The following is a 25,662-nucleotide window of genomic DNA, read 5'->3' as shown; positions in this document are numbered from 1 at the left end:
TCCTTCGTGAGGTGGTTCGGAACGGGAGGGTCAGGCCTCGAAGCCGAGGGCGCGGGAGATGATCATCAGCTGCACCTCGGACGTGCCCTCGCCGATCTCGAGGATCTTCGAGTCACGGTAGTGGCGCGCGACCGGGTTCTCGTTGAGGAAGCCGTAGCCGCCGAAGATCTGGGTCGCGTCGCGTGCGTTGTCCATCGCGGCTTCACTGCCGACGAGCTTGGCGATCGACGCCTCGAGCTTGAACGGCTTGCCTGCCATCAGCTTGAAGCAGGCGTCGTAGTAGGCGAGACGGGCGGTGTGCACGCGAGCCTGCATCCGGGCGATCTTGAAGGCGATGTACTGGTTGGAGCCGATGGCGCGGCCGAACACGTTGCGTTCCTTGGCGTAGCGGATCGCCTCCTCCAGGCAGCCCTGCGCGGCGCCCGTGCAGAGGGCCGCGAAGGCGACGCGGCCCTCGTCGAGCGTCTGCAGGAAGTTCGCGTAGCCGCGGCCCCGCTCGCCGAGCAGGTTCGCCTCGGGCACGCGCACATCCGTGAGAGTGAGCGGATGCGTGTCCGACGTGTGCCAGCCGACCTTGTCGTAGGCCGGCTCCTGCACGAAGCCGGGAGTCGGCACCGGGACGAGGATCGCGGAGAGCTCCTTCTTGATGGAGCCGTCGGCCCGTCGCTCCTCCCCCGTCACTGCGGTGATCGTCACGAGCTTCGTGATCTCGCTGCCGGAGTTGGTGATGAACTGCTTGGTGCCGTTGATGACCCACTGGCCGTCGCGCAGCACCGCGCTGGTCTTGGTGCCGGCGGCATCCGAACCCGCCTCGGCCTCGGTGAGTCCGAACCCGGCGAGCGCCTTTCCGCCGGCGAGCATCGGCATCCACTCCTGGCGCTGTGCCTCCGTGCCGTTGCGGAACACCGGCATGATGCCGAGTCCCACGCCCGCCTCGAGGGTGACGCCGATGCTCTGGTCGACGCGGCCCAGCTGCTCGACGGCGAGGCAGAGGGAGAGGTAGTCCTTGCCCTGGCCGCCGTACTCGACAGGGAACGGCAGGCCGAACAGGCCCATCTCGCCCATCTCGGCGATGATGTCGTACGGCAGGCTGCGGCGGGTGTCGTAGTCGTACGCGGCCGGCGCGACGACGGTGTCGGCGAAGTCGCGCACCTGGTCGCGCAGGCGCTTGTGCTCGTCGGTGAGCTCGAAGCCGGCGACGTCGGCGTTCGCGGTCTCGCTGCGGGTCAGCTGCATGGTCATGGATTGCCTCTCTCTAGGCCACGGTCGATCGTGTCGAAGTGGCTGTGGGTTGGCCCGCGGTGGTGGGCGGGACGCTTGTGCGGTCGGTGGATGCCGCCTGGTCGGCAGACGTTTCGGGTTGCGGATGCGCCTCGACGGTCGCGACGAGCTGGTCGAGCTTCACGAGGTCGCCCGGTGCGACACGCACGTGCACGCGGCCGGAGATCGGCGCGACCAGGCGGTGCTCCATCTTCATGGCCTCGACGGTGATCACGGTGTCGCCCGCCTCGACCGCATCGCCCGTGGCAACCGCGACCGTCACGACGGTACCGGGCATCGGCGAGCGCACATCGGGATCGACGGCACCGGCGACCCGGGTCAGGCCGGCGAGGTCGCGGGCGAGACGCTCGGATCTCTCGAGGATGCGCACCTCGCGCGCTGCTCCGCCCTCCGCCAGCCAGACGGCGTCGCGCGTGCGGGCGACGAAGAGCGGGCGGGTGACACCGTCGAGCGTGAGGAGCGCGATCGACGGCTCGCCGGGCGTGCGCGGCATGGAGACGGACAGGCCTGCCCGCAGCGCCGCGGCGTCACCGACGGTCACTCGCGCGGTGCCGGATGCCAGCGCATCCTCGTCGCCGTCGATGCGGACCACGGCGGAGTCGAGGTCGTAGGCCACCGGACGATCGGCGCCGATACGCCAGCCCGTCGGGGAACCCCAGAGTGTGCCGACCGTGCCGGCACCCGCACGGCGCTGGGCTTGCTGGAACCGTTCCAGATGGACCAGGAGGGCGGCGGCGGCCAGGTCGGCCACCGGCGGCTCGGTCGGGGCGAGGTCGGAGAACTGGCGGTCGATGAGCGTCGTGTCGAGACGGCCGGCCTGAACGTCGGCGTCGGCGAGCAGGTCGCGCAGCCACCGCACATTGGTGACCGCGCCGAGGATCGCGGTGTCCGCCAAGGCGGAGTCGAGGCGGGCGAGCGCCGTCTCGCGATCCTCGCCCCAGGCGATCACCTTCGACAGCATCGGATCGTATTCGGTGACGATCGGATTCCCGGGCGCGAGGCCGCTGTCGACGCGGACGCCCGGACCGAGCGGCTCGTGAAGGGCGATCACCGTGCCATCGGTCGGCAGGAAGCCTCGCTCGGGGTTCTCGGCGTACACCCGGGCCTCGATCGCGTGACCGGTGAAGCGCACCTCCTGCTGCCCGAAGCTCAGCGGCTCGCCCGCCGCGATGCGCAGCTGCCATTCGACCAGGTCGAGTCCGGTGATCAGCTCGGTGACGGGATGCTCGACCTGCAGGCGCGTGTTCATCTCCATGAAGAAGAACTCGCCCGGCGCGGCGTCGGAGACGAGGAACTCGACCGTTCCGGCTCCCACGTAGTCGACGCTCGCGGCGACGGCGCAGGCGGCACGGCCGATCCGGTCGCGCGTCGCGGCGTCGAGGAGTGGCGACGGCGCCTCCTCGATGACTTTCTGGTGGCGGCGCTGCAAGGAGCACTCGCGCTCGCCGAGGTGCACGATGTTCCCGTGCCGGTCGGCCAGCACCTGCACCTCGATGTGGCGGGGAGTGTCGACGAGCCGCTCGAGGAAGAGCGTGTCGTCGCCGAAGGCGGCAGCGGCCACCCGGCGGGCCGTGCGCAGAGCCTCCGGGAGGTCTGCAGCCGTGCTCACGGACTGCATCCCCTTGCCGCCGCCTCCGGCCGAGGGCTTGACGAGCACCGGGAAGCCGATGCGCTCGGCCGCCACGATGAGGTCGTCGTCGGTGAGACCCGCCTCGGCGACGCCCGGGATCGTGGGGACCCCGTTGGCCTCGACTTCGCGCTTGGCGGCGATCTTGTCGCCCATCACATCGAGCGCGCGCACACCGGGACCGATGAACACGATGCCGGCCCTGGCGCACTCCTCGGCGAAATCGGCGTTCTCGGAGAGGAACCCGTAGCCAGGATGCACGGCCTGCGCCCCGGTCGAGCGTGCGGCCTCGAGAATGGCGGCACCGTCGAGATAGCTCTTCCTGGCCGGAGCCGGGCCGAGGCGCACGGCGACGTCGGCGAGGGCGACGTGCGGCGCATCCCTGTCGGCATCGCTGTAGACGGCGACCGAGCGGATGCCGAGGCTGCGCAGGGTGCGGATCACGCGGCAGGCGATCTCACCACGGTTGGCGATGAGCACGGTATGGAACGGGGCGGTCACGGCGGTCACATCCTGAACAGGCCGAAGGCCGTCTCGGGGAGCGGCGTGCGCGAGCACACCTCCAGGGCGAGGCCGAGCACCGTGCGGGTGTCGGCGGGGTCGATGACGCCGTCGTCCCAGAGACGCGCGGTCGAGTAGTACGGGCTCCCCTGGCGCTCGTACTGGTCGGCGATCGGGGCTTTGAACGCGGCTTCGGCGTCGGCGGACCACTCCTCGCCACGGCCCTCCAGCTGTTCGCGCTTCACGGTGGCGAGCACGGACGAGGCCTGGGGGCCGCCCATGACCGAGATCCGCGCGGCGGGCCACATCCAGAGGAACCGAGGCGAGTACGCGCGGCCGCACATGGAGTAGTTGCCTGCGCCGAACGATCCCCCGATCACGACGGTGAGCTTGGGGACTCTGGCCGTCGCGACCGCGGTGACCATCTTGGCGCCGTTCTTGGCGATGCCGCCGGCCTCGTAGTCGCGCCCGACCATGAAGCCCGAGATGTTCTGGAGGAAGAGCAGGGGGACGCCGCGCTGGTCGCAGAGCTCGATGAAATGCGCCCCCTTCAGGGCCGACTCGCTGAACAGCACGCCGTTGTTGGCGACGATGCCCACCGGATGCCCGTGGATGTGGGCGAACCCGGTGACGAGCGTCGTCCCGTAGTCGCGCTTGAACTCGTGGAACTCACTGGCGTCGACGAGACGCGCGATGACCTCGCGCACGTCGTACGGCGCCTGCACGTCGGTCGGCACGACACCGTACAGTTCGGCGGGATCGGCGAGCGGTTCGCGCGGTTCGAGCACATCCCAGGCCGGTGGGGCGGGATCGGGCAGGGTCGCGACGATGTCCCGCACGATCTGCAGCGCGTGACGGTCGTTCTCCGCGAGGTGATCGACGACCCCGGAGGTGCGGGCGTGAAGATCTCCCCCACCGAGCTCCTCCGCAGTGACGACCTCGCCGATGGCGGCCTTCACCAGCGGCGGGCCACCGAGGAAGATCGTGCCCTGGTTGCGAACGATGACCGTCTCGTCGCTCATCGCGGGCACGTAGGCGCCGCCGGCGGTGCAGGATCCGAGCACTGCGGCGATCTGCGGGATCTTCGCCGCCGACAGCCGAGCCTGGTTGTAGAAGATCCGGCCGAAGTGGTCGCGATCGGGGAAGACCTCGTCCTGCATGGGGAGGAAGGCGCCTCCCGAGTCGACGAGGTAGATGCACGGCAGGTGGTTCTCCAGCGCGATCTCCTGAGCCCGCAGGTGCTTCTTCACCGTCATCGGGTAGTAGGTGCCGCCCTTGACCGTGGCGTCGTTCGAGATGACGAGAACCTGACGACCGTTGACCAGGCCGATGCCCGCTATCACGCCCGCGGCAGGACTCTCGTCGTCGTACATCCCGGTCGCCGCGAGCGGCGCGATCTCGAGAAAGGGACTGCCCTCGTCGAGGAGCACATCGATGCGCTCGCGCGGCAGCAGCTTGCCACGGGCGACGTGGCGCTCGCGGGAGCGTTCCGGCCCGCCCGCCGCGGCCACCGCGAGGCGCTCGCGCAGGTCGGCGACGAGGGCGCGCTGCGCCTGCTCGTTCTGATCGAACCGAGGGTCCGCAGCGCTCGTGGCGCTGATCAGCGTTGGCATCGGTCGTCTCCGTCGACGGTTGCGGGTTCAGTTAGTGGTTGCTAACTCATTTTTAGGTTAGTGTTCATTAACTCAAATGTCCAGCACCCGTGCACCACTCGAAGGCAGACGATGACCGAAGTCGCCCAGACACGGCCGACGCAACGCAGTCAGGCCAAGGCCGACCGGCGTGCGGCGCTGCTCGGTGCCGCCGCGACCCTCTTCGCCGAGCGCGGCTTCAACGGCGTGTCGATCGAAGACCTCGGTTCGGCCGCCGGAGTGAGCGGGCCCGCCGTCTACCGGCACTTCTCCAGCAAGCAGGCCGTGCTCTCCGCCCTCCTCGTCGGAGTCAGCGAGCACCTGCTCGAAGGCGGCACGAACGTTGCGCGCTCCGCACCGGATCCGGCGAGCGCCCTCCACGCGCTGATCGCGTTCCACGTCGACTTCGCCCTGAGCGAGCCGGACACCATCCGCGTGCAGGATCGCGATCTCGACGCCCTCACCGACGACGAGCGACGCACGGTGCGGCGCCTCCAGCGACGGTACATCGAACAGTGGATGGACGTGCTCGCCACCCTGCACCCCTCTCTCCCGTCGGTCGAACTCCGCATGCGCGTTCAGGCCACCTTCGGACTCATCAACTCCACCCCGCACAGCGCGCGCGTGGGCGGAACCAGCGTGGACGCCGCAGCTGCGCGGCCGGTGCTGGAGCGCATGGCCTGGGCCGGTCTCACCGCGCACTGAGCCGCGCCGAATGGCCGCCCGCCGCGTCACCCCGATGCGTTACAGTCTCAAGACAGTGAACGAGCACACGAACGAAGGAGTGCCGTGGGGGACGATTCGCCCCGCCTCAGGCGGCACCACCGGGTTCTGAGATTCGTCGGCATCGTCGTCGCCGTGCTGCTCGTGCTCGTCGTGATCGCGGGCGGGGTCGGCGTGTGGAACGTGATGCGATCGTTCCCGCAGACCTCCGGAACGATCGACCTGGCGGGGCTCGACAAGCCGGTCAGCGTCGTGCGCGATGACGCCGGGATCCCCCAGATCACGGCGTCGACGGCCGACGACCTCTTTCGGGCGCAGGGCTTCGTGCACGCGCAGGACCGGTTCTGGGAGATGGACTTCCGCCGGCATGTGACGGCGGGACGGCTCGCGGAGATGTTCGGCGAGAGCCAGGTGCCGACCGATACGTTCATCCGTGCTCTCGGTTGGCGGAACGTGGCCGAGCAGGAGGTGAAAGCGCTCGACAAGACGTCGCTGCGCTATTACCAGGACTACGCCGACGGTGTGAACGCCTATCTTGCGACCCACAAGGGAGCAGAGCTGTCGCTGGAGTACGCAGTGCTCGGCATCCAGAATCCCGGCTACTCCCCCGAGCCGTGGACGCCGGCCGACTCGGTCGCGTGGCTCAAGGCCATGGCCTGGGATCTGCGGTCGAACCTCGAAGACGAGATCGACCGTGCCCTGCTGTCGACCAAGCTGACACCGGCGCAGATTGCAGAACTGCACCCCGCGTATCCGTACGACGAGCACCCGACGATCACCGCGGAGGGCGGGGGCAACCCCTTGGTCACGACCCCGGATGCGGTGCCCGCGGCCGCGGAACCCGACTCGGCTTCTGCGGCGGGCGCGAGCGCTTCGAGACCGGCTGAGGCGACCGAGTATGCGGCGGCACTGACCGACCTGGCGAGTTCCCTCGACGCGCTGCCCGAACTCCTCGGGCCGGCGGGCGACGACATCGGATCGAACTCCTGGGTGGTCTCGGGCGCTCTCACGCAGAGCGGAAAGCCCTTGCTGGCCAACGACCCGCATCTCGGTGCCGTGATGCCGTCCGTCTGGTACCAGGTCGGCCTCCACTGCGCGACCGTGGGTCCGGACTGCCCGTTCGATGTCGCCGGCTTCAGCTTCTCCGGCCTGCCCGGCGTGATCATCGGCCACAACGACCGCATCGCCTGGGGATTCACGAACCTCGGACCCGACGTCGCCGACCTCTACGAAGAGAAGGTGAGCGGCAACACCTACGAGTACGACGGCCAGCAGGTGCCGTTGACGATCCGCAAGGAGACGATCAAGGTCGCCGGAGGAGAACCGGTGCATCTCACCGTGCGCTCGACGCGGCACGGCCCGATCGTCACCGACCTGACCGACGGGTTCGCGGCCATCGCCAAAGACCAGGCCGGCAGGATGGGGGTTCCGGCCGACAAGTTCCAGTTGTCCCTGCAGTGGACGGCTCTCACGCCTGGTCCGACCCCGGCGGCGATCTTCGCCTTCGACACCGCCCAGAACTGGGAGCAGTTCCGGGCCGCGGCCGAGATGTTCCAGGTGCCGTCGCAGAACCTGGTCTACGCCGATGTGGACGGCAACATCGGATACCAGGCGCCGGGGGCGATGCCGATCCGCGCATCCGGAGACGGGACCGTGCCGGTGCCGGGATGGACGAGCCAGTACGGCTGGACGGGAACCGTTCCGTTCGCCGAGCTGCCGTCGGCGTACAACCCGCCGAGCGGGTACATCGTGACGGCGAACAACGCCGCTGTGGGGCCGGACTTTCCGAGGCTCATCACGAAGGACTGGGAGTACGGATACCGGGCCAATCAGATCCAACTGCGCCTGCAGGCGCTCCTCGCCAAGGGCACGAAGCTGACCGCAGCCGACTTCGCGAGCATTCAGGCCGACACGTACAACGCCAACGCCGCCGACCTCACGCCGATCCTGCTCGACGTCGGCGCCCAGACGGGTGAAGACGACGGCGTCTCACGTGGCGCCCGACTGCTCGCCGGCTGGAACTACCACGACGACGCGGACAGCGCGGCCGCCGCATACTTCAACATCTTCTGGCGCAATCTCCTCGCCGACGCCTTCCGGCGCAAACTCCCGGCGTCCGCCCCGCCGACCGGAGGCGACCGCTGGTTCGCGGTCGTGGAGACACTCGCACAGCAACAGGATTCCCCATGGTGGACGGACGAGAAGCTCGACGTCGACAACCGTGACGAGATGTTCGCCCGCGCCGCCGATGAGGCCTGGTCGGAGGCCACCCGTCTCATGGGCAGCGACCCGGAGAAGTGGCGCTGGGACCGTATCCACACGATCACCCTCACCAACGCCAGCTTCGGAGTGTCCGGGATCGAGCCGATCGAGGCGCTCTTCAACCGCGGGCCGTACCCGGTCGGCGGCGGTTCGAGCGTCGTGGACGCCGTGGGCTGGGATGCCGCGGTCGGCTACACGGTCGACTGGGTGCCCTCGATGCGCCAGGTGATCGACCTGGGCGATTTCGACAAGAGCACGTGGATCAACCTGACCGGCGCATCCGGACACGCGTTCAGCCCGCACTACGACGACCAGACGCCGCTGTGGCAGACGAACAAGACGCGCCCCTGGCCGTTCAGCGCCAAGGCCGTCGCCGCGGCCGCCGATCAGACGCTGACGCTGCGGCCGACCGGTTAGGTCAGCGGGCGGTGGGCCAGTTGCGCTCGTCGCTGCCGATGTAGAGCTGCTGCGGACGGCCGATCTTGGTGGCCGGGTCGTTGTTCATCTCACGCCAGTGGGCGATCCAGCCCGGGAGGCGGCCGATCGCGAACAGCACCGTGAACATGCGCGTGGGGAACCCCATCGCCTTGTAGATGACACCGGTGTAGAAGTCGACGTTCGGGTACAGCTTGCGGTCGACGAAGTACTGGTCGGCCAGGGCGACTTCTTCGAGCTCCTTGGCGATGTCGAGCAGCGGGTCGTGCACACCGAGGGCGGCGAGCACCTCGTCCGCGGACTGCTTGACGAGGCGTGCCCGCGGATCGAAGTTCTTGTAGACGCGGTGCCCGAAGCCCATCAGCTTCACGCCCTCTTCTTTGTTCTTGACGCGCTCGACGAACTTCTGAACGCTCTCACCCGAGTCCCGGATGCCCGCGAGCATCTCGAGGACGGCCTCGTTCGCGCCGCCGTGCAGCGGGCCGTACAGGGCATTGATACCGGCCGAGACCGACGCGAACATGTTCGCCTGGGTCGATCCGACGAGACGCACCGTGGCCGTCGACGCGTTCTGCTCGTGGTCTTCGTGCAGGATGAGCAGACGCTCCAGCGCCTTGGAGAGCACGGGGTCGACCTCGTACGGCTCGGCCATGGTGCCGAAGTTGAGCCGGAGGAAGTTGTCGACGAAGCTCAGGGAGTTGTCCGGGTAGAGGAACGCCTGGCCGAGGCTCTTCTTGTGGGCGTACGCGGCGATGACGGGCAGCTTCGCGAGCAGCCGGATGGTCGAGAGCTCGATCTGCTCGGGGTCGCGCACGCTCAGCGAGTCCTGGTAGAAGGTCGAGAGCGCGGAGACGGCGCTGGACAGCACGGACATCGGGTGGGCATCGTGCGGGAGCGCGCTGAAGAAGCGGCGCAGATCTTCGTGGAGCAGCGTGTGGCGACGGATGCGCTCGTCGAACTCGGCCAGCTGGCTCGGCGTGGGCAGTTCGCCGTAGATGAGCAGCCAGGCGACCTCGAGGAAGGTCGAGTTCTCGGCGACCTGCTCGATCGGGTACCCGCGGTAGCGCAGGATGCCCGCGTCGCCGTCGATGTACGTGATCGCGGAGCTCGTGGCCGCCGTGTTGACGAAGCCGTGATCGAGGCTGGTGAGCCCGGTCTGCTTGGTCAGGGACGAGAAGTCGATGCTGGAGGCACCGGAGACGCTCGGCAGGATCGGGAACTCCGCGGAGCCTCCCGGGAAGCTCAGGGTGGCCTTCTGCGGCTCGCGAGCCTGCTCGGGCGCGGCACTGGAATTCTGTGCCTGCTCGGTCAGTGCATTCTCGGTGCCGAGTCCGCTCACAACGCCTCCTGGGTCAGTGGGTGTTCAGTACGCGCGCTGATTGTGGCAGCGCTGCAAAAGTCGTGCGGATACAGCCTAACGAACCTCCTGGACAACTGTTGCATCGTGCAAACAGCCGCGGGACGGGTTAGAGAGACTCTCCAAGCGTGTGCAGCCGTGAGGCCGCCGCTGCGATCCGCTCGTCGGTCGCGGTGAGCGACAGACGCACGTGGCGGGGGTAGTCGTCACCGTAGAAGACGCCCGGCCCGCCGAGGATGCCCAGGTCGGCCAGGCGGCCGATGCTCTCCCACGCGTCACGGCCCTCGGTGGCCCAGAGGTACAGACCGGCCTCGCTGTCGTCGATGCGGAAGCCCGCGGCTTCGAGCGCCGGCTTGAGCTCGGCGCGGCGGGCACGGTACCGCTCGCGCTGCACGTCCACATGCGCTTCGTCGCCGACCGCGACCACCATCGCGGCCTGCAGGGGCGCCGGGAGCATCAGACCGGCGTGCTTGCGCACGTTGGTGAGGCGCGCGATCATCGCGCGGTCGCCGGCGACGAAGGCCGCGCGGTAGCCGGCGAGGTTCGACTGCTTGCTGAGCGAGTACACGGCGATGACATTGTGGTGGTCATCGCCGACAACCCGCGGGTCGAGCACGCTCGGGATGCGCTCCGCATCCCACGGCGCCTCCCAGCCCAGCTCGGCGTAGCACTCGTCGCTGGCGACGTAGGCGCCGAGTTCGCGCGCACGCTCCACGGCGGCACGGAGCTCCTCGACGCCGAGAACCCGGCCATTCGGGTTGCCCGGACTGTTCAGCCAGACGAGCTTGGTGTTCTCCGGCCACTCGGCGGGGTCGTCACCGGCCACGGCCTGTGCGCCCGCGAGGGCGGCGCCGATGGCGTACGTGGGGTAAGCGGCGCGCGGGTGGGCCACAGCATCCCCCTCGCCGAGTCCGAGCATGAACGGCAGGAACGCGACCAGCTCCTTGGAGCCGATCGTCGGGAGCACGGCGTCCACCGTCAGGCCGGGGACGCCGCGGCGGCGGCCGAACCACTCGACGATCGCCTCGCGCAGTGCGGGGGTGCCGATCGTCTGCGGGTACGCGTGCGCATCCGTCGCCACGGCGAGAGCCTCGCGGATGAGGTCGGGCGTCGCGTCGACGGGCGAGCCGATGGACAGGTCGACGAGACCGTCGGGATGCGCTCTGGCGCGCGCCGCATACGGCGCCATCAGGTCCCAGGGGTAGTCGGGGAGCTCTCCGAGTGCCACGGGGCTCAGTGCGCCTGCGGCGGCAGGGCGGCGATCAGCGGGTGGTCCTTGTTGATCACACCGACCTTTGCAGCGCCACCGGGCGAGCCGATGTCGTCGAAGAACTCCACATTGGCCTTGTAGTAGTCGGCCCACTGCTCGGGGAGGTCGTCTTCGTAGTAGATCGCCTCGACCGGGCAGACGGGCTCGCAGGCTCCGCAGTCCACGCACTCGTCGGGGTGGATGTAGAGCGACCGTTCGCCCTCATAGATGCAATCGACCGGGCACTCGTCGATGCAGGCGCGGTCTTTCACGTCGACGCAGGGGAGGGCGATGACGTAGGTCACAGTGCAGGGTTTCCCTTCGCAAGAGGTACCCCTCTAGCTTATGCCGTTTCGCGGGAAGGGACTTCGTGCGCCGGGTCTCCGCGGTGCTTGCTCAGGTCGGGCCACGCCATGACCAGGGCTGCGATCACGATGGGGGCGACGAGCCACACCTGCCCGATCAGGTCATTCACGATCAGTACCGAGCCGCCCGCGCTCCTCTGGGCGAAGAGCAGGATGACGAGGATGGTGCCGAGCGCTGCGACCAGAGCGGGGATGCGACTCCGTGACAGGAGCCGCAGGCCGACGAGAAGAGCCGTGTAGCCGAGGAGCGCCAGCACCAGACCCCACGGCAGGGTGAACCCGCCGATCCTCCAGGTCGACTGATGCGCGATCGTACCGACGGCGCCCACGACGACCCCGACGACGAAGAGGAGCACGTAGTTGACGATCCGGCTGAGCATTTTCGAATCCTATCTGGACACCTTTTGGTTCGCCGGATAGAGTCGTCCGGGTAAGGTTAGCCTTACCAACCCCCACTCGTATCCCTCGAAAGACTTCTGTGCTCGCCAACTACCTGATCGGCCTCCGCGAAGGCATCGAAGCTTCCCTCATCGTCGGCATCCTCGTCGCCTACGTCGTGAAGGTGGGGCGTACGGATGTGCTGCGCAAGCTCTGGTTCGGAGTCGGTATCGCGATCGTCGTGCCGCTCGGCATCGGCGCATTGCTCACCTGGGGGCCGTACGGTCTGAGCTTCCAGGCCCAGGAACTGATCGGCGGCGGCCTGTCCCTCGTCGCGGTCGGCTTCGTCACCTGGATGATCTTCTGGATGGGCAAGACCGCCCGGTCCATGAAGAGCACCCTCCACTCCCGTCTCGATGCGGCGCTGCTCGGCGCCGGCTGGGGCGTGGTCGTGCTCGCGATCCTCAGCGTCGGGCGCGAAGGACTTGAGACGGCGCTCTTCGTCTGGGCGACGGTCGCCTCGGTCGGCGGCGGCTGGGAGCCGGCGGTCGGCGCGCTCCTCGGCATCATCACGGCAGCGGTCATCGGATTCCTGCTCTACCGCGGGTTCGTGACGATCAATCTCGGCAAGTTCTTCACGTGGACGGCCGCATTCCTCATCTTGGTCGCCGGCGGCGTGTTCGCATACGGGATCGGCGACCTGCAGGAAGCCGGCCTGCTGCCCGGCTCCGGAGTGCACGCCTACGACATCAGCACGATCATCCCCGCCTCGAGCTGGTACGGCACCGTGCTGCAGGGCATTGTGAACTTCAACCCGTCCCCCACCTGGCTCCAGGTGATCGGCTGGGTCGCCTACATCGGCGTCGTCACCGCCTTCTACATCCGCCAGCACCGCGCATCCTCGCACGGTACTGCTGGACAGACCGCCGCACCCGCCTCCGCACAGCAACCCGTCGCCCACTGACGGCCCCGTCCCTAAGAAAGAAGCACAGCCATGTCCCGAACCCGTTCCCTCGGCATGCTCGCCGGCACTCTCGCCGGTGCGGCCACGATCGCCCTGGCGCTCAGCGGCTGCGTGCCCAACAACGCCACCGCCGAGTCGGAAGCGCTCACCGTGACCCTCACCGACGACAAATGCACCGTCTCGGCGGGCACGGCGCCGAGCGGTCCGATCACCTTCCAGGTGACCAACAAGGGCACCGACGTCAACGAGTTCGAGATCCTCGCCGAAGACAAGCTGCGCATCGCGGGCGAGAAGGAGAACATCGGACCGGGCACGACCGTCAACTACGTCGTGCAGCTCGCCGAGGGCTCGTACTTCACCGCCTGCCGCAAGGGCATGGTCGGTTCGCCCGCCCACGTGGCCCCCTTCACAGTGACCAAAGGCAAGGAGGCACTCGCGAGCGGCGACGAGAGCAAGCAGATCTCGCAGGCTGTCACCAACTACATCGCCTACCTCAAAGACCAGAGCAGCCAGCTGCTCACGGCCACCCAAGACTTCGCGAAGGCGTACGAGGCCGGCGACGACGACTCCGCCCGCGCCCAGTACGCCCCGGCGCGCGCGTTCTACGAGCGCATCGAGCCGACCGCTGAGCAGTTCGGCGACATCGACCCGGCGATCGACCTGCGCGAAGCCGACCTCGAACAGGGCCAGACCTGGACCGGCTGGCACCGCATCGAGAAGGACCTGTGGGCCCCCGCCGGCTACACCCCGTCCGACCCCGCCACGCGCAAGCAGCTCGGCGACCAGCTGGTGGCCGACACGCAGAAGCTCTCCGACCTGGTGAACGCCAAGGACTTCAGCCTCACCATCGACCAGATCTCGAACGGCGCGATCGGCCTCATGGAGGAGGTCTCCAGCAGCAAGATCACCGGCGAGGAGGAGACGTTCTCGCACACCGACCTGTCGGACTTCCAGGCCAACGTCGAGGGTGCCAAGGTCGCCTACGGCATCGTGCGGGACATCGCCGCCGCCAAGGGAACGAACGGCAAGCAGATCGTCGCGAAGCTCGACACCGAGTTCGCGTCGATCCAGAAGCTGCTCGACCAGTACAAGTCGGGCGACGGATTCGTGAGCTACACCGAGCTGAGCACCTCCCAGGTCAAGGAGCTCTCCGACGAGGTCAACGCCCTCAGCGAGCCGCTGAGCCAGCTGACGTCCACCATCGTCAAATAGGGTCGCCACGTGACCTCGGAGTCCCCCGAAACCCCAGCATCCGCTGAGCCCCAGCCCGGGCTGTCCCGTCGTGGACTGCTCGGGCTCGCGGGCGTCATCGGCGGCGCCGGACTCGTCGGGATCGGCGCCGGGGTCGCACTCGACCGCACGGCACTCGGGGCGACCACCGAGTCGACGGATACGTACCCGTTCTACGGCGAGCACCAATCCGGAATCACCACGGCCGCGCAGGACAGGCTGCATTTCGCCGCCTTCGACGTGGCGACCGACCTCGACCGGGCCGGCCTCATCGAGCTGCTCCAGGACTGGAGCGTCGCGGCCGCGCGGATGACGCAGGGCAAGCCCGCCGGGAAGTACGGTCCGGCGAGCGGACCCCTCGACGCCCCGCCCGACGACACGGGCGAGGCGCTCGACCTGCCGCCGGGCGGTCTGACGCTCACCATCGGCTTCGGCCCGACCCTCTTCGAGACGACGGATGGGCGCGACCGGTTCGGGATCGCCTCCCGCCGCCCCGAGGCCCTCGTCGACCTCCCGCGCTTCCCCGGAGATGCGCTGCTCGACGCGTACGTCGGCGGCGACCTGTGCGTGCAGGCGTGCAGCGACGACCCTCAGGTCGCCGTGCACGCCATCCGCAACCTGTCGCGCATCGCGTTCGGTCGGGCCTCGATCCGCTGGTCGCAGCTCGGGTTCGGCCGCACCTCGTCGACGACGCGCGGGCAGACCACACCGCGCAACCTCTTCGGCTTCAAGGACGGCACCGCGAACATCAAGGCGGAGGACAGCACGGTCGTCGAAGACCAGGTGTGGGCATCCGGATCGGACGGCGCGGCGTGGATGGCCGGCGGCTCATACCTCGTGGCGCGCAAGATCCGGATGGTCATCGAGACCTGGGACCGCCAGCAGCTCGGCGAGCAGGAACGGATCATCGGCCGCGACAAAGGCGAGGGCGCCCCGCTCTCCGGAGGAACCGAGTTCAGCGAGCCCAACTTCCTCGCGCTCTCCCCCACCGGCGGAACGAAGATCGATCCCGACTCGCACGTGCGGCTCGCGCATCCCTCGACCAACGACGGCGCACAGCTGCTGCGCCGCGGCTACAACTTCGTCGACGGCAACGACGAGCTCGGCCGCCTCAACGCCGGTCTCTTCTTCATCGCATTCCAGCGGGACCCGCGCAAGCAGTTCATCCCCATCCAGCAGCAGCTCGCGCGCAATGACGCGATGAACGAGTACCTCAAGCACGTCGGGTCGGCGATCTTCGCCGTACCGCCAGGCGCCCGCGACGGCTCGTACGTCGGGGCCGGCCTCTTCGCCTGATCGGCACTGCGCCCGGCCGGACACGCTTGAAACACGAGTGCCCCGGCTCCCATGGAGACCGGGGCACCCGCCTGGAGCAGATCAGGCGTTCTGGTCCTGCTTCTTCAGACGCGAGGTGGCGCGGGCGCGGGCGTTCGAGTCGAGCTCGACCTTGCGGATGCGCACCATCTCCGGCGTGACCTCGACGCACTCGTCCTCGCGGGCGAACTCGAGGCTCTCCTCCAGGGTGAGCTGACGCGACGGAGTCATCGACTCGAAGTTGTCGGCCGTCGACTGACGCATGTTGGTCAGCTTCTTCTCCTTGGTGATGTTCACATCCATGTCGTCGGCGCGCGAGTTCTCGCCGATGACCATGCCCTCGTAGACCTCTTCGGTCGGGTTGACGAAGAACGTCATGCGCTCCTGCAGGGCGATGATCGCGAACGGCGTGACCACACCGGAGCGATCGGCCACGATGGAGCCGTTGCTGCGGGTGACGATCTGTCCTGCCCAGTCGTCGTAGCCGTGCGAGATCGCGTTCGCGATTCCGGTGCCGCGGGTGGTGGTCAGGAACTCCGTGCGGAAGCCGATGAGGCCGCGCGACGGGACGATGAACTCCATGCGGACCCAGCCCGTGCCGTGGTTCGACATGTTCTCCATGCGGCCCTTGCGGGCGGCGAGCAGCTGGGTGATCGCTCCGAGGTACTCTTCGGGGGCGTCGATCGTGAGGTGCTCGAACGGCTCCTGCAGCTTGCCGTCGACGCGCTTGGTGACCACCTGCGGCTTGCCGACGGTGAGCTCGTAGCCTTCACGGCGCATCTGCTCGACGAGGATGGCCAGTGCCAGCTCTCCGCGGCCCTGCACCTCCCACGAGTCCGGGCGTCCGATGTCGAGGACGCGCAGCGAGACGTTGCCGACCAGCTCACGGTCGAGACGGTCCTTGACCATGCGCGCGGTGAGCTTGTGACCCTTGACCTTGCCCACGAGGGGCGAGGTGTTGGTGCCGATGGTCATCGAGATCGCGGGCTCGTCGACGTGGATGGCCGGCAGCGGACGGATGTCTTCGGGGTCGGCCAGCGTGTCGCCGATCATGATGTCGGCGAAGCCTGCGACAGCGACGATGTCGCCGGGACCGGCGCTCTCGGCCGGGTAGCGGTCGAGCGCCTTGGTGATCATGAGCTCGGTCACGCGCACATTGTGCACGTCTCCGTCGTGACGCACCCAGGCCACGGTCTGGCCCTTCTTGAGCGTGCCGTTGAAGATGCGGAGCAGCGCGAGACGACCGAGGAACGGCGAGGCGTCGAGGTTGGTGACGTGCGCCTGCAGCGGCGCCTCGGGGTCGTACGACGGAGCGGGGATGTGCTCGAGGATCGCCTCGAACAGCGGCTCGAGGTCGTCGTTGTCGGGCAGCTCGCCGTTGGCCGGCTGGTTGTGGCTCGCAGCGCCGTTGCGGCCCGATGCGTAGACGACGGGGACGTCGAGGATCTTGTCCAGGTCGAGGTCGGGGACGTCGTCGGCGAGGTCGCTCGCGAGACCGAGCAGCAGGTCCTGGCTCTCGCCGACGACCTCCTGGATGCGCGCATCCGCGCGGTCGGTCTTGTTCACGGCGAGGATGACGGGCAGGTTCGCCTCGAGAGCCTTGCGCAGCACGAATCGCGTCTGGGGCAGCGGGCCCTCGCTGGAGTCGACCAGCAGCACGACGCCGTCGACCATGGACAGGCCGCGCTCGACCTCGCCGCCGAAGTCGGCGTGGCCGGGGGTGTCGATCACGTTGATGGTGATCGGTCCGTTGGTGGCGTGCTTGCCGTTGTACGAGATCGCCGTGTTCTTGGCGAGGATCGTGATGCCCTTCTCGCGCTCGAGCTCGTTGGAGTCCATGGCGCGCTCTTCGACGTGCTCGTGCGCCGAGAAGGAATTGGTCTGTCGGAGCATGGCGTCGACCAGCGTGGTCTTGCCGTGGTCGACGTGGGCCACGATCGCGACGTTTCGCAGATCGTCGCGGTGGGCGACGGCGTTCTCGGACATGCTTGAAGACTCGACTCTCGTCAGAAGATTTGGTGGGAAACAGTCCATTCTATCAAGGAAACGACGAGGGGCCCGACGCTCGCGCGACGGGCCCCTCGAAACGGACGAACGGTCAGATGCCCTGCGCCACCGGCGGCTCGGGATCGTGCGGCAGCTCGACCGGCGGAACGATCGCGTCGTCGGCGCCCGCGGCGAGGAGCTCCAGCCGCATGGCCCGGCGCGCGCGCTGCGCATCCGGGTCGGGGAGCGGAACAGCCGCCAGGAGGCGCTGCGTGTACGCCTCCTTCGGGTTGCGGAGGATCTCGTCGCGCGTGCCGACCTCGACCAGGTTGCCGTGGTGCATGACGGCGATGCGGTCGGCGAGCACGTCGATCACCGCGAGGTCGTGGGTGATGAACAGGCAGGCGAAGTTCATCTCCTTCTGGAGTGTCTGCATGAGTTCCAGGACCCTGGCCTGCACCGACACGTCGAGCGCGCTCGTGGGCTCGTCTGCGATCAGCACCTGCGGCTTCAGGGAGAGGGCGCGAGCGATGCCCACACGCTGCTTCTGACCGCCCGAGAGTTCGTGCGGGAACCGGCTGCGGTAGGCGCGCGGCAGCTCGACGGCATCGAGGAGGCGGTCGACCTCCTTGGCCAGCGCCGCACCCTTGGTGCCCTGCGCGAGCAGCAGGGGCTCGCCGATGCTGTCCGAGATCTGGAGGCGCGGGTTCAGCGAGGACGACGGATCCTGGAACACGATGCCGACGTTGCGGTGCAGCTTGCGTATCTCGTCGCGTGACGCGCCACTGATGTCCTGTCCGGCGACGACGAGCTTGCCCGAGTGGATCGGGAGCAGCCCGATCGCGGCACGGCCGAGCGTGGTCTTGCCCGAGCCGGACTCGCCCACCAGGCCGACGACCTCGCCCTCGTGGATCTGCAGGTCGATGTTGCTCGCGGCGCGGAACGCGGGAACGCGACCGTGCTTCGGATACTCGATCGCCACATCCTGGAAGTCGACGACGACCGTGCGCGGGTCGGCGATCGCGGCCTCGTGCGCCTCTTTGGCGATCCGCTCGTTCACGGCGATGCGCTCGGCGAACTCGGGGTCGGCGTGTTCGGAGCCTGCGGCCAGAGCTGCCGTGGTGTCGATCTCCTCGTCGCCGCGCTGGCCGAGGTGCGGAACGGCGTCCAGCAGCGCGATCGTGTACGGGTGCTGCGGGTTGGCGAAGACCTCTTTGACGGTGCCGCCCTCGACGATGTCGCCCTTGCGCATCACGACGATGTTGTCGGCGAGGTCGGCGACGACGCCCATGTCGTGGGTGATGAGCAGGATGGCGCTGTCCAGCCGGTCGCGGAGGCTGCGGAGCAGCTCCAGGATCTCGGCCTGCACCGTGACGTCGAGTGCCGTGGTCGGCTCGTCGGCGATGAGGAGCTTCGGGTCGCAGGAGATCGACTGCGCGATCATGGCGCGCTGACGCTGACCGCCCGAGAGCTGGTGGGGATAGGAGTTGTACGCCTTGACCGGGTCGGGCAGCTCGACCATGCCGAGCAGCTCGAGCGCGCGCTCCTTGGCCTCGTGCGGCGACATGCCGAAGTGCACCCGCAGGGTCTCGACGATCTGGAACCCGACCGTGTAGACCGGGTTGAGCGCCGTCATCGGCTCCTGGAAGATCACGGCCACCTGACGTCCGCGAACGCGGCGCATCTGCGGCTGGGTGAGACCGGTGAGTTCGCGTCCCTCGAGCTTGATCGATCCGCGCACGCGCGAGTTCTTCGGCAGGAGGTCGAGGATCGCCATCGAGCTCGCGCTCTTGCCCGATCCGGATTCGCCGACGATCGCGAGGACCTCGCCCGCCTTGATCGAGTAGTTGAGCTTCTTGGCCGCCGGGACCCAGACGTTGTCGACGCCGAAGTCCACGGAGAGGTCGGAGACCTCGAGCACGGGGGCGTCGGTGACGACGTCCGCCTGACCGGTGGTGTTGTCGGTCATGAGTTGGAGTTCCTTTCGCGAGCGCCGGGGATCGCCCGGCGGCTCCGGTCGCGTTGGCGTGCCGGCTGAAGTGCTGTCAGCATGTATCCATGCCCTACGCCTCCGCCGACGAACGCGAGGTGTTCGTCTCCCGGTTCAACCGGGTCATTGCCGTTCTGATCTGGGCGGCGACCGCGGCCATCGCGGTCGGCCTCCTGGTGAGCGTCCACGATCTGCGGCTGCTCTACCTGGTGCCGTGCGCCTTCTTCGCGCTCGTCGCGTGGAGTGCGCTCTGGCGACCGCTGCTCATCGTGTCCAGCGAGGGCGTCACAGTGCGGAACGTGCTGAGGACCATCTTGATCCCGTGGGCTGCGCTCATCCACGTCGACACCAAGTACGCCCTGACGCTGTACACGCCCGGCCACAAGTTCTCCGCCTGGTCCGCGCCGGCTCCCGGCACGGCGAGAACGCTGCGCGCCACCCGAAATGAGACCAGAGGACGCGTCGGCAAGCCGAGCGTCGCCGACAGCGTTCGCCGGCCGGGAGATCTGCTGTCGACCGAATCCGGTCAGGCCGCCGAGGTCGTGCGGCGCCGTTGGAGCGAGCTGCGCGACAGCGGGCGACTGGATGCGGGGGTCGCCGACGAGACGCCGGTGACCGTGCACTGGCACTGGGCCGAACTGGCCGGCATGGTGCTGCTCGCGGCCGGCACGGTCGCGGCCCTGCTCCTCGCCTGAACGGCTGAGGAGCAGCGCGTTCGCGCTCGTGCTCGAGGTCACAGCACGTCCTCCGCGAGGGCGGCGCCGGTCTTCGGTCCGCTGAAGTCGTCCTCGCCGGGCTCCGGCTCCTCCTCGCGCATCTTGCGGAGGTTGAAGCGGCGGTGCCGCGGGTCGAAGGCGTCGCGCAGGCCGTCACCGACGAAGTTGACGAGCAACGCCAGGGTGACGATGAACACGCCGGGCCACCAGAACAGCCAGGGCCGGGTCTGGAACGCGGACTGGTTGGAGCTGATGAGGAGGCCGAGCGACACATCCGGGGGCCGGATGCCGTAGCCGAGGAAGGACAACGCGGTCTCGAGCAGGATGGCCGACGCCATGATCAGCGTCGAAGCCACGATGACGACGCCGATCGCGTTCGGCAGGATGTGCTTGAAAATGATGCGGGCGTCCGAGGCGCCGGCGACGCGCGCCGCCTCCACGAACTCGCGCTCGCGGAGCGAGAGGAACTCGCCGCGCACCAGGCGGGCGATTCCCATCCACGAGAAGAGCCCGAGCATCAGCGCGAGCACCGGGGCGCCGAGACCGCCGGCGAAGTGTCCGACCACCGAGCCGATGACCAGCGCGGGAATGACGATGAACACGTCGGTGATGCGCATCAGGACGGCGTCGGTGACACCTCGGAAGTAGCCGGCGACAGCGCCGACGACGACACCGAGGACACTCGCGATGACACCGATCACGATCATCACCAGAACCGAGTTCTGGATGCCGCGCATGGTGAGCGCGAAGTAGTCCTTACCGATGCGGTCCTGACCGAAGGGATGCTCCCAGGTCGGCGAGCCCTGTGCGACCTGGTCGTTCAGGTCTTTGAAGCCGTACTTCCACCAGCCCGGGATCGGCCCGATGCCGATCGCCGAGATCGAGAACGCGATGATCAGGATGAACAGGATGGCGCTGATGACGGCGAGCTTGTTCGACAGGAATCGTCGCCAGATGAGCTTCCCCTGGCTGACCGGCGGTGCGGTCGGGGCCTGGAGTTCGTCGGGAATCAGTTCGGAGGTCGACATCAGCGGACCCTCACTCTCGGGTCGAGCGCGGCGTAGGCGAGGTCGGCGAGGAAGTTGAACAAGATCGCCATGGCCGCGATGATCACGAAGTATGCCATCACGGGGTTGAGGTCACCACGGGCCAGACCGGCGTTGAACAGCGAACCCATCCCGGGGATGGCGAACACCTTCTCCGTGATGATCGCACCACCGAGCAGCGCGCCCACGTCGAAGGCGACGAGGGTCGTGATCGGGATGAGCATGTTGCGGAATGCGTGCCGCACGATGACCGTGCGCTCCGGCATTCCCTTGGCGCGCGCGGTGCGGATGAAGTCCTGGTTCAGGACTTCGAGCATCCCGGCGCGGGAGTACCGGGTGTACGACGCGAACGAAATGAGCAGCAGCGCGATCGTCGGCAGCGCGAGGTGCGTGAACGTGTCGAGCCCGGTCACCCAGATGTCGCCCGAGAGGCCGGGCGTCGACGAGCCGACGGTCGCGATCGGGCGCCCGTTGGTGGCGTCGAAGTACTCGGGCCAGGCCTGCATGAAGCGATCGAGCAGCACGAGCGCGCCCGAGACGATCGTCACGATCACACCGACGCGCATGTTCTGGCCGCGATCGTAGCCCCCGATGAAGTAGCCGATCGCGAGGCTGACGACGATGGCGACGATGGCCAGGATCACCACGGTCGCGACCGACGAGATGTCGAGCAGCGGCTGCAGCGCGAAGTACGCGACGATCACGATCGCGCCGTTGATGGCCGCCGTGATCAGCGCCTTGCGGTTCTGGAGCCCGGAGATCAGCGCCGTCGTTCCGATCACGATCGCGGCGGTCACCACGATCATCACGACGGGGCCGAGACCCGGGTGCAGGAACCAGTCCAGCGCCGACATCAGCAGGAGCACCAGGGCGGTTGCGACTCCGGAGATGGCGAACGTCGTGAGGCGGCGCCTCATATTGCCGCCGATCAGCGATTGCCAGATCAGACCCGCTATGACCCCGATCAGAACCGCGACCCACCATGGGATCACCGGATCGGCGAGGAAGTTGTTGAAGCCGATCGCGACGAACTCCTTGAGGAGCACCGCCACGAGGAACGCGGGGAGCGAGTACAGGAAGAAGCTGAGGAACGTGACGACATTGTCGAGTCCGCTGTACTGGCGCAGCGCGGTGACGATACCGATCGTGACACCGAGGAGAACCGCGAGGATGAGGGCGAGGGTGACCAGCTGAACGGTCGAGGCGAGAGCCTGGGGCAGGATGTCGACGACCTTGGCGTTCGAGATCGTGGAACCCAGGTCGCACGCATTCGCGAACGGGATGAGACACTTGGCGGCACCGCCGAGCCAGAAGAGCCAACGGAGTGGGGGCGGGACCTCCAGCTGCAGAAGCTGGATGCGGGCCGCGATCAACTGGGGTTTGTTGGGGGAATTACTGCTGCGAAGGTCCGCGAGCGGGTCGACGCTGTAGGCGACCAGCATGTACATCAGGAACGACGCGGCGATGATGATGAGCACTGAGACTAGGAGGCGTCTCAGGATGAAACTCGCCATAGGTGTGGAACCTCACTGACACAACGCGCCGCGGGCTACTGACCGGGCTGGAGCTGCCGGGCGCGTTTCGGGGTGGGCGAACGGATCTCGTTCACCGTTACATGATACGGGGCGCCGACTGTGTCGGCGCCCCGCCGCAGAACGGGTGCCCGGGGTTCGCCCGGGCACCCATTGCTGTGGAGATGTTACTTGCTGCTGGACTTGACCGACCACTCCCAGAAGTTCCAGAAGGGTCCGTTCTGGTTGCCCATGAACTTGACACCGTCGACGCGAGCGTTCACGCCGAAGACACCAGGCAGCTGGAAGAGCGGCAGGCCGTAACCATCGGCGAAGGTCTGCTTGTCGATCTGCTGCTCCAGCTTGACGAGCTCGTCCTTGTCGAGGGTCGTCTGCGTCTGGATGGCGATGTCGTTCGTTCCCGTGTAGCGGTTGTAGTTACCGCCACCTGCGGTGGAGAACAGCTGCGGGATCTGCGCAGTGCCGGCACCCGGGCTGATCCAGCCGAACAGCGAGGCGTCGTAGTTGCCACCCGGGAGGAGCGTGCTCCAGTCGGGCGATCCGGCGTCTTCAACCTTGATTCCAGCCTTCGCAGCCGAGGCCTGGATGGCCTGGAACTCGTCGACGCGGTTCGGGTTGTTCGTGTTGTACAGGATGCGGACCGACGGGGTCGCGCCGGCCAGGAGGGCCTTCGCGCCTTCGATGTCGACCTTGGCGAACTGGTCGGAGTCGTTCTGCTTGACCGACGCCGCGTACTCGTCCTGGCTGGGGAGCCAGATCTGCGAGTTCAGGATCTCGGCCTTCGGGTTCACCGGGGTGACGATCGAGTCGAGGATCTGCTGACGCGGGATGGTCTTGAGGAACGCCTCGCGGACCTTTGCGTCCTTGAACACATCGGACCCGAAGTTCAGGTCGAGGTGGTCATAGGACACCTGGTCGCCGGTGAGCACCTTTGCGCTGGTCGCCTTGAGGGCGGTCAGCGTGTCGGCGGACGCCTGCGGGTTGATGATGTCGACCTCACCGTTCTGGAGAGCGGTGACCTGGGCGTTGGCGTCCGGGATGATGCGGAAGACGATCTTGTCCACGTTCGGCTTGAGGCCACCGTCGTAGAACTTGTTCTTCGACATGGTGATCGACTGGCCGGGAGTCCAGGCCGACATGTAGAACGGGCCCGAGGAGACGAGCAGGTCCTTGTCGGTCGGCATCGCCGTGATGTCGTAGCCCGTGTTGACGAAGTCAGCAGCCTTCTTCAGGGTCGCGTCGGTGGGTGCCGGGTTCGCCTTGTCACCCTTCGGCAGGCCCTTGAGCAGCTTGGTCAGGTCGGCGGCCGAGGAGAGGCCCGCCTTCTTGGCCACGATGTGCGCAGGCTGCGCGATCGGGTTGACGAGCTCCCAGTCCACGTACGGCGTGGAGTACTTGAGCGTGATCGACGTGTTGTCGTCGCCGACGGTCGGGAACGCGGTCGCGTCGACACCGGCGGTCGAACCGGCGATGGTGAAGTACTGCGTGCCCGTGGTCACGTTGCCTTCGTCGTCGGTGGTCGCCGAGTCGTAGTAACCGGATGCGATCGCCCAGCCGAGGATCATGTCATCGGCGGTGACGGGCTGGCCGTCCGACCACTTGTCGTTCTTGTTGAGCGTGTACTTGACGGTCAGCGGGTCGTCCGAGGTCTTCTCGAACTTTCCGAACTTGTCGTCGTGGACGATCTTGAAGTTGTTGTCGATGTACTGGAATCCAGTGCCATACGAACCGTTCAGGTAACCGACCTGACCGTTGGTGTCCAGGTTGCCCTGCGGAGTCTGCGAGTTCAGCGACGTGAGGTCGTTGACGACTGCGACAGTGACGGTGCCGCCCTTGGCGCTCGTCGTGTCCGACGTGCTGCCGGACGTGGTGCAGGCCGACAGTGCCAGAGCCGCGACGCCCGCGAGAGCGACGGCGCTGACCGTGTACCTGGCCTTTCTTCCCTTGATGTGCAATGTTCCTCCTGTGCGAAGTGTGCGACGGCACAGGCGTGCGAGCATGCCTCTACCGCGCGGGATAAGAATGACTGTAAGTAGCAGGCGCAGTGAATGCAAAACCGGGCCCGAAAACGTTACACAGTGGTAACTCAGTTGGTGGAAATTTGCACCAAGCACAGGAAAACGGAGTTTTTGGCGCGTGTCACGCAACGAAACAAACGCTTCGCCTGGTTTCGCGGTGGATTGAGCCCCGAACGAGGGTGGTCCTCGGGCCTGGAAGGATGCATCTATGAGCCGTGAAACCCCGTGGTCAGCCGAAGTTCCCGTCCCCCGGCCCGGCCGCGCACGTCTGTGGTGGGAGATCGCGATCGTGCTCGGCCTCTCGCTGGGCGCCTCCGCCGTCTACGCGATCGTCAACATCATCGACCTGGCGACCCGTCCGACCCCGTTGCGAGACCAGACAGCGCAGGTGAACCCGTCGCAGTCGAGCCGCGAGGTGTTCGACTTCGTCTATCAGTTCCTCGGCAACTTCTTCCCGCTGTTCGCCGTCGCGCTCGTGATCTTCCTGCTCTGGCGGCCCACGCAGACCGGCTTCCAGCGTGTCGGACTCGACTTCACGCGCTTCGGCCGCGACCTGGGTGGCGGCGGGCTGCTCCTGCTCGTCATCGGCATCCCCGGCATCCTGTTCTACGCCCTGACCCGGCTGATCGGAGTGACCGTCACGGTGGAGGCCTCGCCACTCGACACGCACTGGTGGACCATCCCGATCCTCGTGTTCGCGGCGGTCCGCGCCGCTCTTCAGGAAGAGGTCATCATCGTCGGCTACCTCTTCACCCGCCTGCGACAGCTCGGGTGGGGCAAGTGGACGATCATCATCTCAGCTGCGGTGCTCCGTGGCAGCTACCACCTCTATCAGGGGTATGGTCCGTTCATCGGAAACGCCGTCATGGGCATCGTCTTCGGTTGGTGCTACACGCGCTGGGGACGGGTGATGCCCCTCGTGATCGCGCACGCCGTCATCGACATCGTCTCGTTCGTCGGCTACCCGCTGGCCGTCGCGTGGTGGCCCGGGATCTTCGGCTGACGATCCGAGAAACCGACGATCCAAGAAAAAAGGCCCCGAAGCGCCGTGCTCACG

At 67.5% G+C, this 25,662-nt stretch carries 19 protein-coding genes; 7 read left to right on the top strand and 12 right to left on the bottom strand.

Annotation, left to right across the window (positions count from 1 at the left end; all coding sequences use genetic code 11):
- Positions 1-30: 30 nt before the first annotated feature.
- The 3 genes from ACFVV0_RS12660 to ACFVV0_RS12650 are packed head-to-tail and all read right to left on the bottom strand — an operon-like array spanning position 31 to position 5,022.
- Positions 31-1,242, bottom strand: coding sequence for an acyl-CoA dehydrogenase family protein (locus tag ACFVV0_RS12660; protein WP_387063327.1), 1,212 nt, complete (start codon positions 1,240-1,242; stop codon positions 31-33).
- 13 nt (positions 1,243-1,255) lie between these two features.
- Positions 1,256-3,409: a biotin carboxylase N-terminal domain-containing protein gene (locus ACFVV0_RS12655; protein ID WP_387063325.1), complete on the bottom strand. Its 2,154-nt coding sequence runs from the start codon at positions 3,407-3,409 to the stop codon at positions 1,256-1,258.
- A 5-nt stretch (positions 3,410-3,414) separates the two neighbouring features.
- Positions 3,415-5,022: a carboxyl transferase domain-containing protein gene (locus ACFVV0_RS12650; RefSeq protein ID WP_387063322.1), complete on the bottom strand. Its 1,608-nt coding sequence runs from the start codon at positions 5,020-5,022 to the stop codon at positions 3,415-3,417.
- A 111-nt stretch (positions 5,023-5,133) separates the two neighbouring features.
- On the opposite strand from ACFVV0_RS12650, the gene ACFVV0_RS12645 reads away from it, so the two are divergent.
- Both ACFVV0_RS12645 and ACFVV0_RS12640 read left to right on the top strand, forming a co-directional pair.
- The gene (locus ACFVV0_RS12645; protein WP_387063319.1) at positions 5,134-5,745 is read left to right on the top strand and encodes a TetR/AcrR family transcriptional regulator; all 612 of its coding nucleotides are present in this window, start codon (positions 5,134-5,136) and stop codon (positions 5,743-5,745) included.
- 84 nt (positions 5,746-5,829) lie between these two features.
- Complete coding sequence (locus ACFVV0_RS12640; RefSeq protein WP_387063317.1) at positions 5,830-8,442, top strand: penicillin acylase family protein; 2,613 nt, start codon at positions 5,830-5,832, stop codon at positions 8,440-8,442.
- A gap of 1 nt (position 8,443) precedes the next feature.
- Here ACFVV0_RS12640 and ACFVV0_RS12635 read toward each other — a convergent pair whose 3' ends face one another.
- From ACFVV0_RS12635 to ACFVV0_RS12620, 4 genes are all read right to left on the bottom strand, one after another.
- Complete coding sequence (locus tag ACFVV0_RS12635; RefSeq protein ID WP_387063578.1) at positions 8,444-9,772, bottom strand: citrate synthase; 1,329 nt, start codon at positions 9,770-9,772, stop codon at positions 8,444-8,446.
- Between the two features lie 154 nt (positions 9,773-9,926).
- On the bottom strand, positions 9,927-11,045 hold the full coding sequence (gene dapC / locus ACFVV0_RS12630; RefSeq protein ID WP_387063314.1) for a succinyldiaminopimelate transaminase: 1,119 nt from the start codon (positions 11,043-11,045) through the stop codon (positions 9,927-9,929).
- Positions 11,046-11,050: 5 nt separating this feature from the next.
- Positions 11,051-11,371 (bottom strand): ferredoxin, encoded by a 321-nt coding sequence (gene fdxA / locus ACFVV0_RS12625; RefSeq protein WP_387063311.1) that lies wholly within the window; start codon positions 11,369-11,371, stop codon positions 11,051-11,053.
- 38 nt (positions 11,372-11,409) lie between these two features.
- A complete protein-coding gene (locus tag ACFVV0_RS12620) occupies positions 11,410-11,811 on the bottom strand; it encodes a DUF6113 family protein (RefSeq protein ID WP_387063308.1) in 402 nt (133 codons plus the stop codon).
- 98 nt (positions 11,812-11,909) lie between these two features.
- Here ACFVV0_RS12620 and efeU point away from each other — a divergent pair, with 98 nt between their 5' ends.
- The 3 genes from efeU to efeB are packed head-to-tail and all read left to right on the top strand — an operon-like array spanning position 11,910 to position 15,299.
- Positions 11,910-12,773 (top strand): iron uptake transporter permease EfeU, encoded by an 864-nt coding sequence (gene efeU, locus ACFVV0_RS12615; RefSeq protein WP_387063305.1) that lies wholly within the window; start codon positions 11,910-11,912, stop codon positions 12,771-12,773.
- 30 nt (positions 12,774-12,803) lie between these two features.
- Complete coding sequence (efeO, locus tag ACFVV0_RS12610) at positions 12,804-13,985, top strand: iron uptake system protein EfeO (RefSeq protein WP_387063302.1); 1,182 nt, start codon at positions 12,804-12,806, stop codon at positions 13,983-13,985.
- Positions 13,986-13,994: 9 nt separating this feature from the next.
- The gene (efeB, locus tag ACFVV0_RS12605; RefSeq protein ID WP_387063299.1) at positions 13,995-15,299 is read left to right on the top strand and encodes an iron uptake transporter deferrochelatase/peroxidase subunit; all 1,305 of its coding nucleotides are present in this window, start codon (positions 13,995-13,997) and stop codon (positions 15,297-15,299) included.
- 81 nt (positions 15,300-15,380) lie between these two features.
- Here efeB and typA read toward each other — a convergent pair whose 3' ends face one another.
- Positions 15,381-17,303 (bottom strand): translational GTPase TypA, encoded by a 1,923-nt coding sequence (gene typA, locus ACFVV0_RS12600; protein ID WP_387063296.1) that lies wholly within the window; start codon positions 17,301-17,303, stop codon positions 15,381-15,383.
- 112 nt (positions 17,304-17,415) lie between these two features.
- Positions 17,416-19,272, bottom strand: a complete 1,857-nt coding sequence (locus ACFVV0_RS12595) for an ABC transporter ATP-binding protein (protein WP_387063293.1) — start codon at positions 19,270-19,272, stop codon at positions 17,416-17,418.
- 89 nt (positions 19,273-19,361) lie between these two features.
- Between ACFVV0_RS12595 and ACFVV0_RS12590 the strand changes: the two genes are divergently transcribed.
- Positions 19,362-19,988 carry a PH domain-containing protein gene (locus tag ACFVV0_RS12590; protein WP_387063290.1) on the top strand — a complete coding sequence of 209 codons (627 nt, stop codon included), beginning with the start codon at positions 19,362-19,364 and terminating at the stop codon, positions 19,986-19,988.
- A 38-nt stretch (positions 19,989-20,026) separates the two neighbouring features.
- On the opposite strand, the gene ACFVV0_RS12585 is transcribed toward ACFVV0_RS12590, so the two are convergent.
- From ACFVV0_RS12585 to ACFVV0_RS12575, 3 genes are all read right to left on the bottom strand, one after another.
- Positions 20,027-21,037, bottom strand: coding sequence for an ABC transporter permease (locus ACFVV0_RS12585; protein ID WP_387063287.1), 1,011 nt, complete (start codon positions 21,035-21,037; stop codon positions 20,027-20,029).
- Complete coding sequence (locus ACFVV0_RS12580) at positions 21,037-22,569, bottom strand: ABC transporter permease (protein WP_387063284.1); 1,533 nt, start codon at positions 22,567-22,569, stop codon at positions 21,037-21,039. Before ACFVV0_RS12580 ends, ACFVV0_RS12585 begins: the two co-directional genes overlap by 1 nt.
- A gap of 185 nt (positions 22,570-22,754) precedes the next feature.
- Positions 22,755-24,542 (bottom strand): ABC transporter family substrate-binding protein, encoded by a 1,788-nt coding sequence (locus ACFVV0_RS12575; RefSeq protein WP_387063281.1) that lies wholly within the window; start codon positions 24,540-24,542, stop codon positions 22,755-22,757.
- 271 nt (positions 24,543-24,813) lie between these two features.
- Here ACFVV0_RS12575 and ACFVV0_RS12570 point away from each other — a divergent pair, with 271 nt between their 5' ends.
- Positions 24,814-25,608, top strand: a complete 795-nt coding sequence (locus ACFVV0_RS12570; protein ID WP_387063278.1) for a CPBP family intramembrane glutamic endopeptidase — start codon at positions 24,814-24,816, stop codon at positions 25,606-25,608.
- Positions 25,609-25,662 lie beyond the last annotated feature (54 nt).

This window comes from Leifsonia sp. NPDC058230, assembly GCF_042882245.1.
GTDB lineage: Bacteria > Actinomycetota > Actinomycetes > Actinomycetales > Microbacteriaceae > Leifsonia.
This window is presented reverse-complemented; position numbering and strand designations above follow the sequence as displayed.

What these genes read in the sequence shown, in the direction of transcription:
- ACFVV0_RS12660 (WP_387063327.1), bottom strand. Translation starts at nt 1,242, where the DNA reads ATGACCATGCAGCTGACCCGCAGCGAGACCGCGAACGCCGACGTCGCC.
- ACFVV0_RS12650 (WP_387063322.1), bottom strand. Translation starts at nt 5,022, where the DNA reads ATGCCAACGCTGATCAGCGCCACGAGCGCTGCGGACCCTCGGTTCGAT.
- ACFVV0_RS12645 (WP_387063319.1), top strand. Translation starts at nt 5,134, where the DNA reads ATGACCGAAGTCGCCCAGACACGGCCGACGCAACGCAGTCAGGCCAAG.
- ACFVV0_RS12620 (WP_387063308.1), bottom strand. Translation starts at nt 11,811, where the DNA reads ATGCTCAGCCGGATCGTCAACTACGTGCTCCTCTTCGTCGTCGGGGTC.
- efeO (WP_387063302.1), top strand. Translation starts at nt 12,804, where the DNA reads ATGTCCCGAACCCGTTCCCTCGGCATGCTCGCCGGCACTCTCGCCGGT.
- typA (WP_387063296.1), bottom strand. Translation starts at nt 17,303, where the DNA reads ATGTCCGAGAACGCCGTCGCCCACCGCGACGATCTGCGAAACGTCGCG.
- ACFVV0_RS12595 (WP_387063293.1), bottom strand. Translation starts at nt 19,272, where the DNA reads ATGACCGACAACACCACCGGTCAGGCGGACGTCGTCACCGACGCCCCC.
- ACFVV0_RS12590 (WP_387063290.1), top strand. Translation starts at nt 19,362, where the DNA reads ATGCCCTACGCCTCCGCCGACGAACGCGAGGTGTTCGTCTCCCGGTTC.
- ACFVV0_RS12585 (WP_387063287.1), bottom strand. Translation starts at nt 21,037, where the DNA reads ATGTCGACCTCCGAACTGATTCCCGACGAACTCCAGGCCCCGACCGCA.
- ACFVV0_RS12580 (WP_387063284.1), bottom strand. Translation starts at nt 22,569, where the DNA reads ATGGCGAGTTTCATCCTGAGACGCCTCCTAGTCTCAGTGCTCATCATC.
- ACFVV0_RS12570 (WP_387063278.1), top strand. Translation starts at nt 24,814, where the DNA reads ATGAGCCGTGAAACCCCGTGGTCAGCCGAAGTTCCCGTCCCCCGGCCC.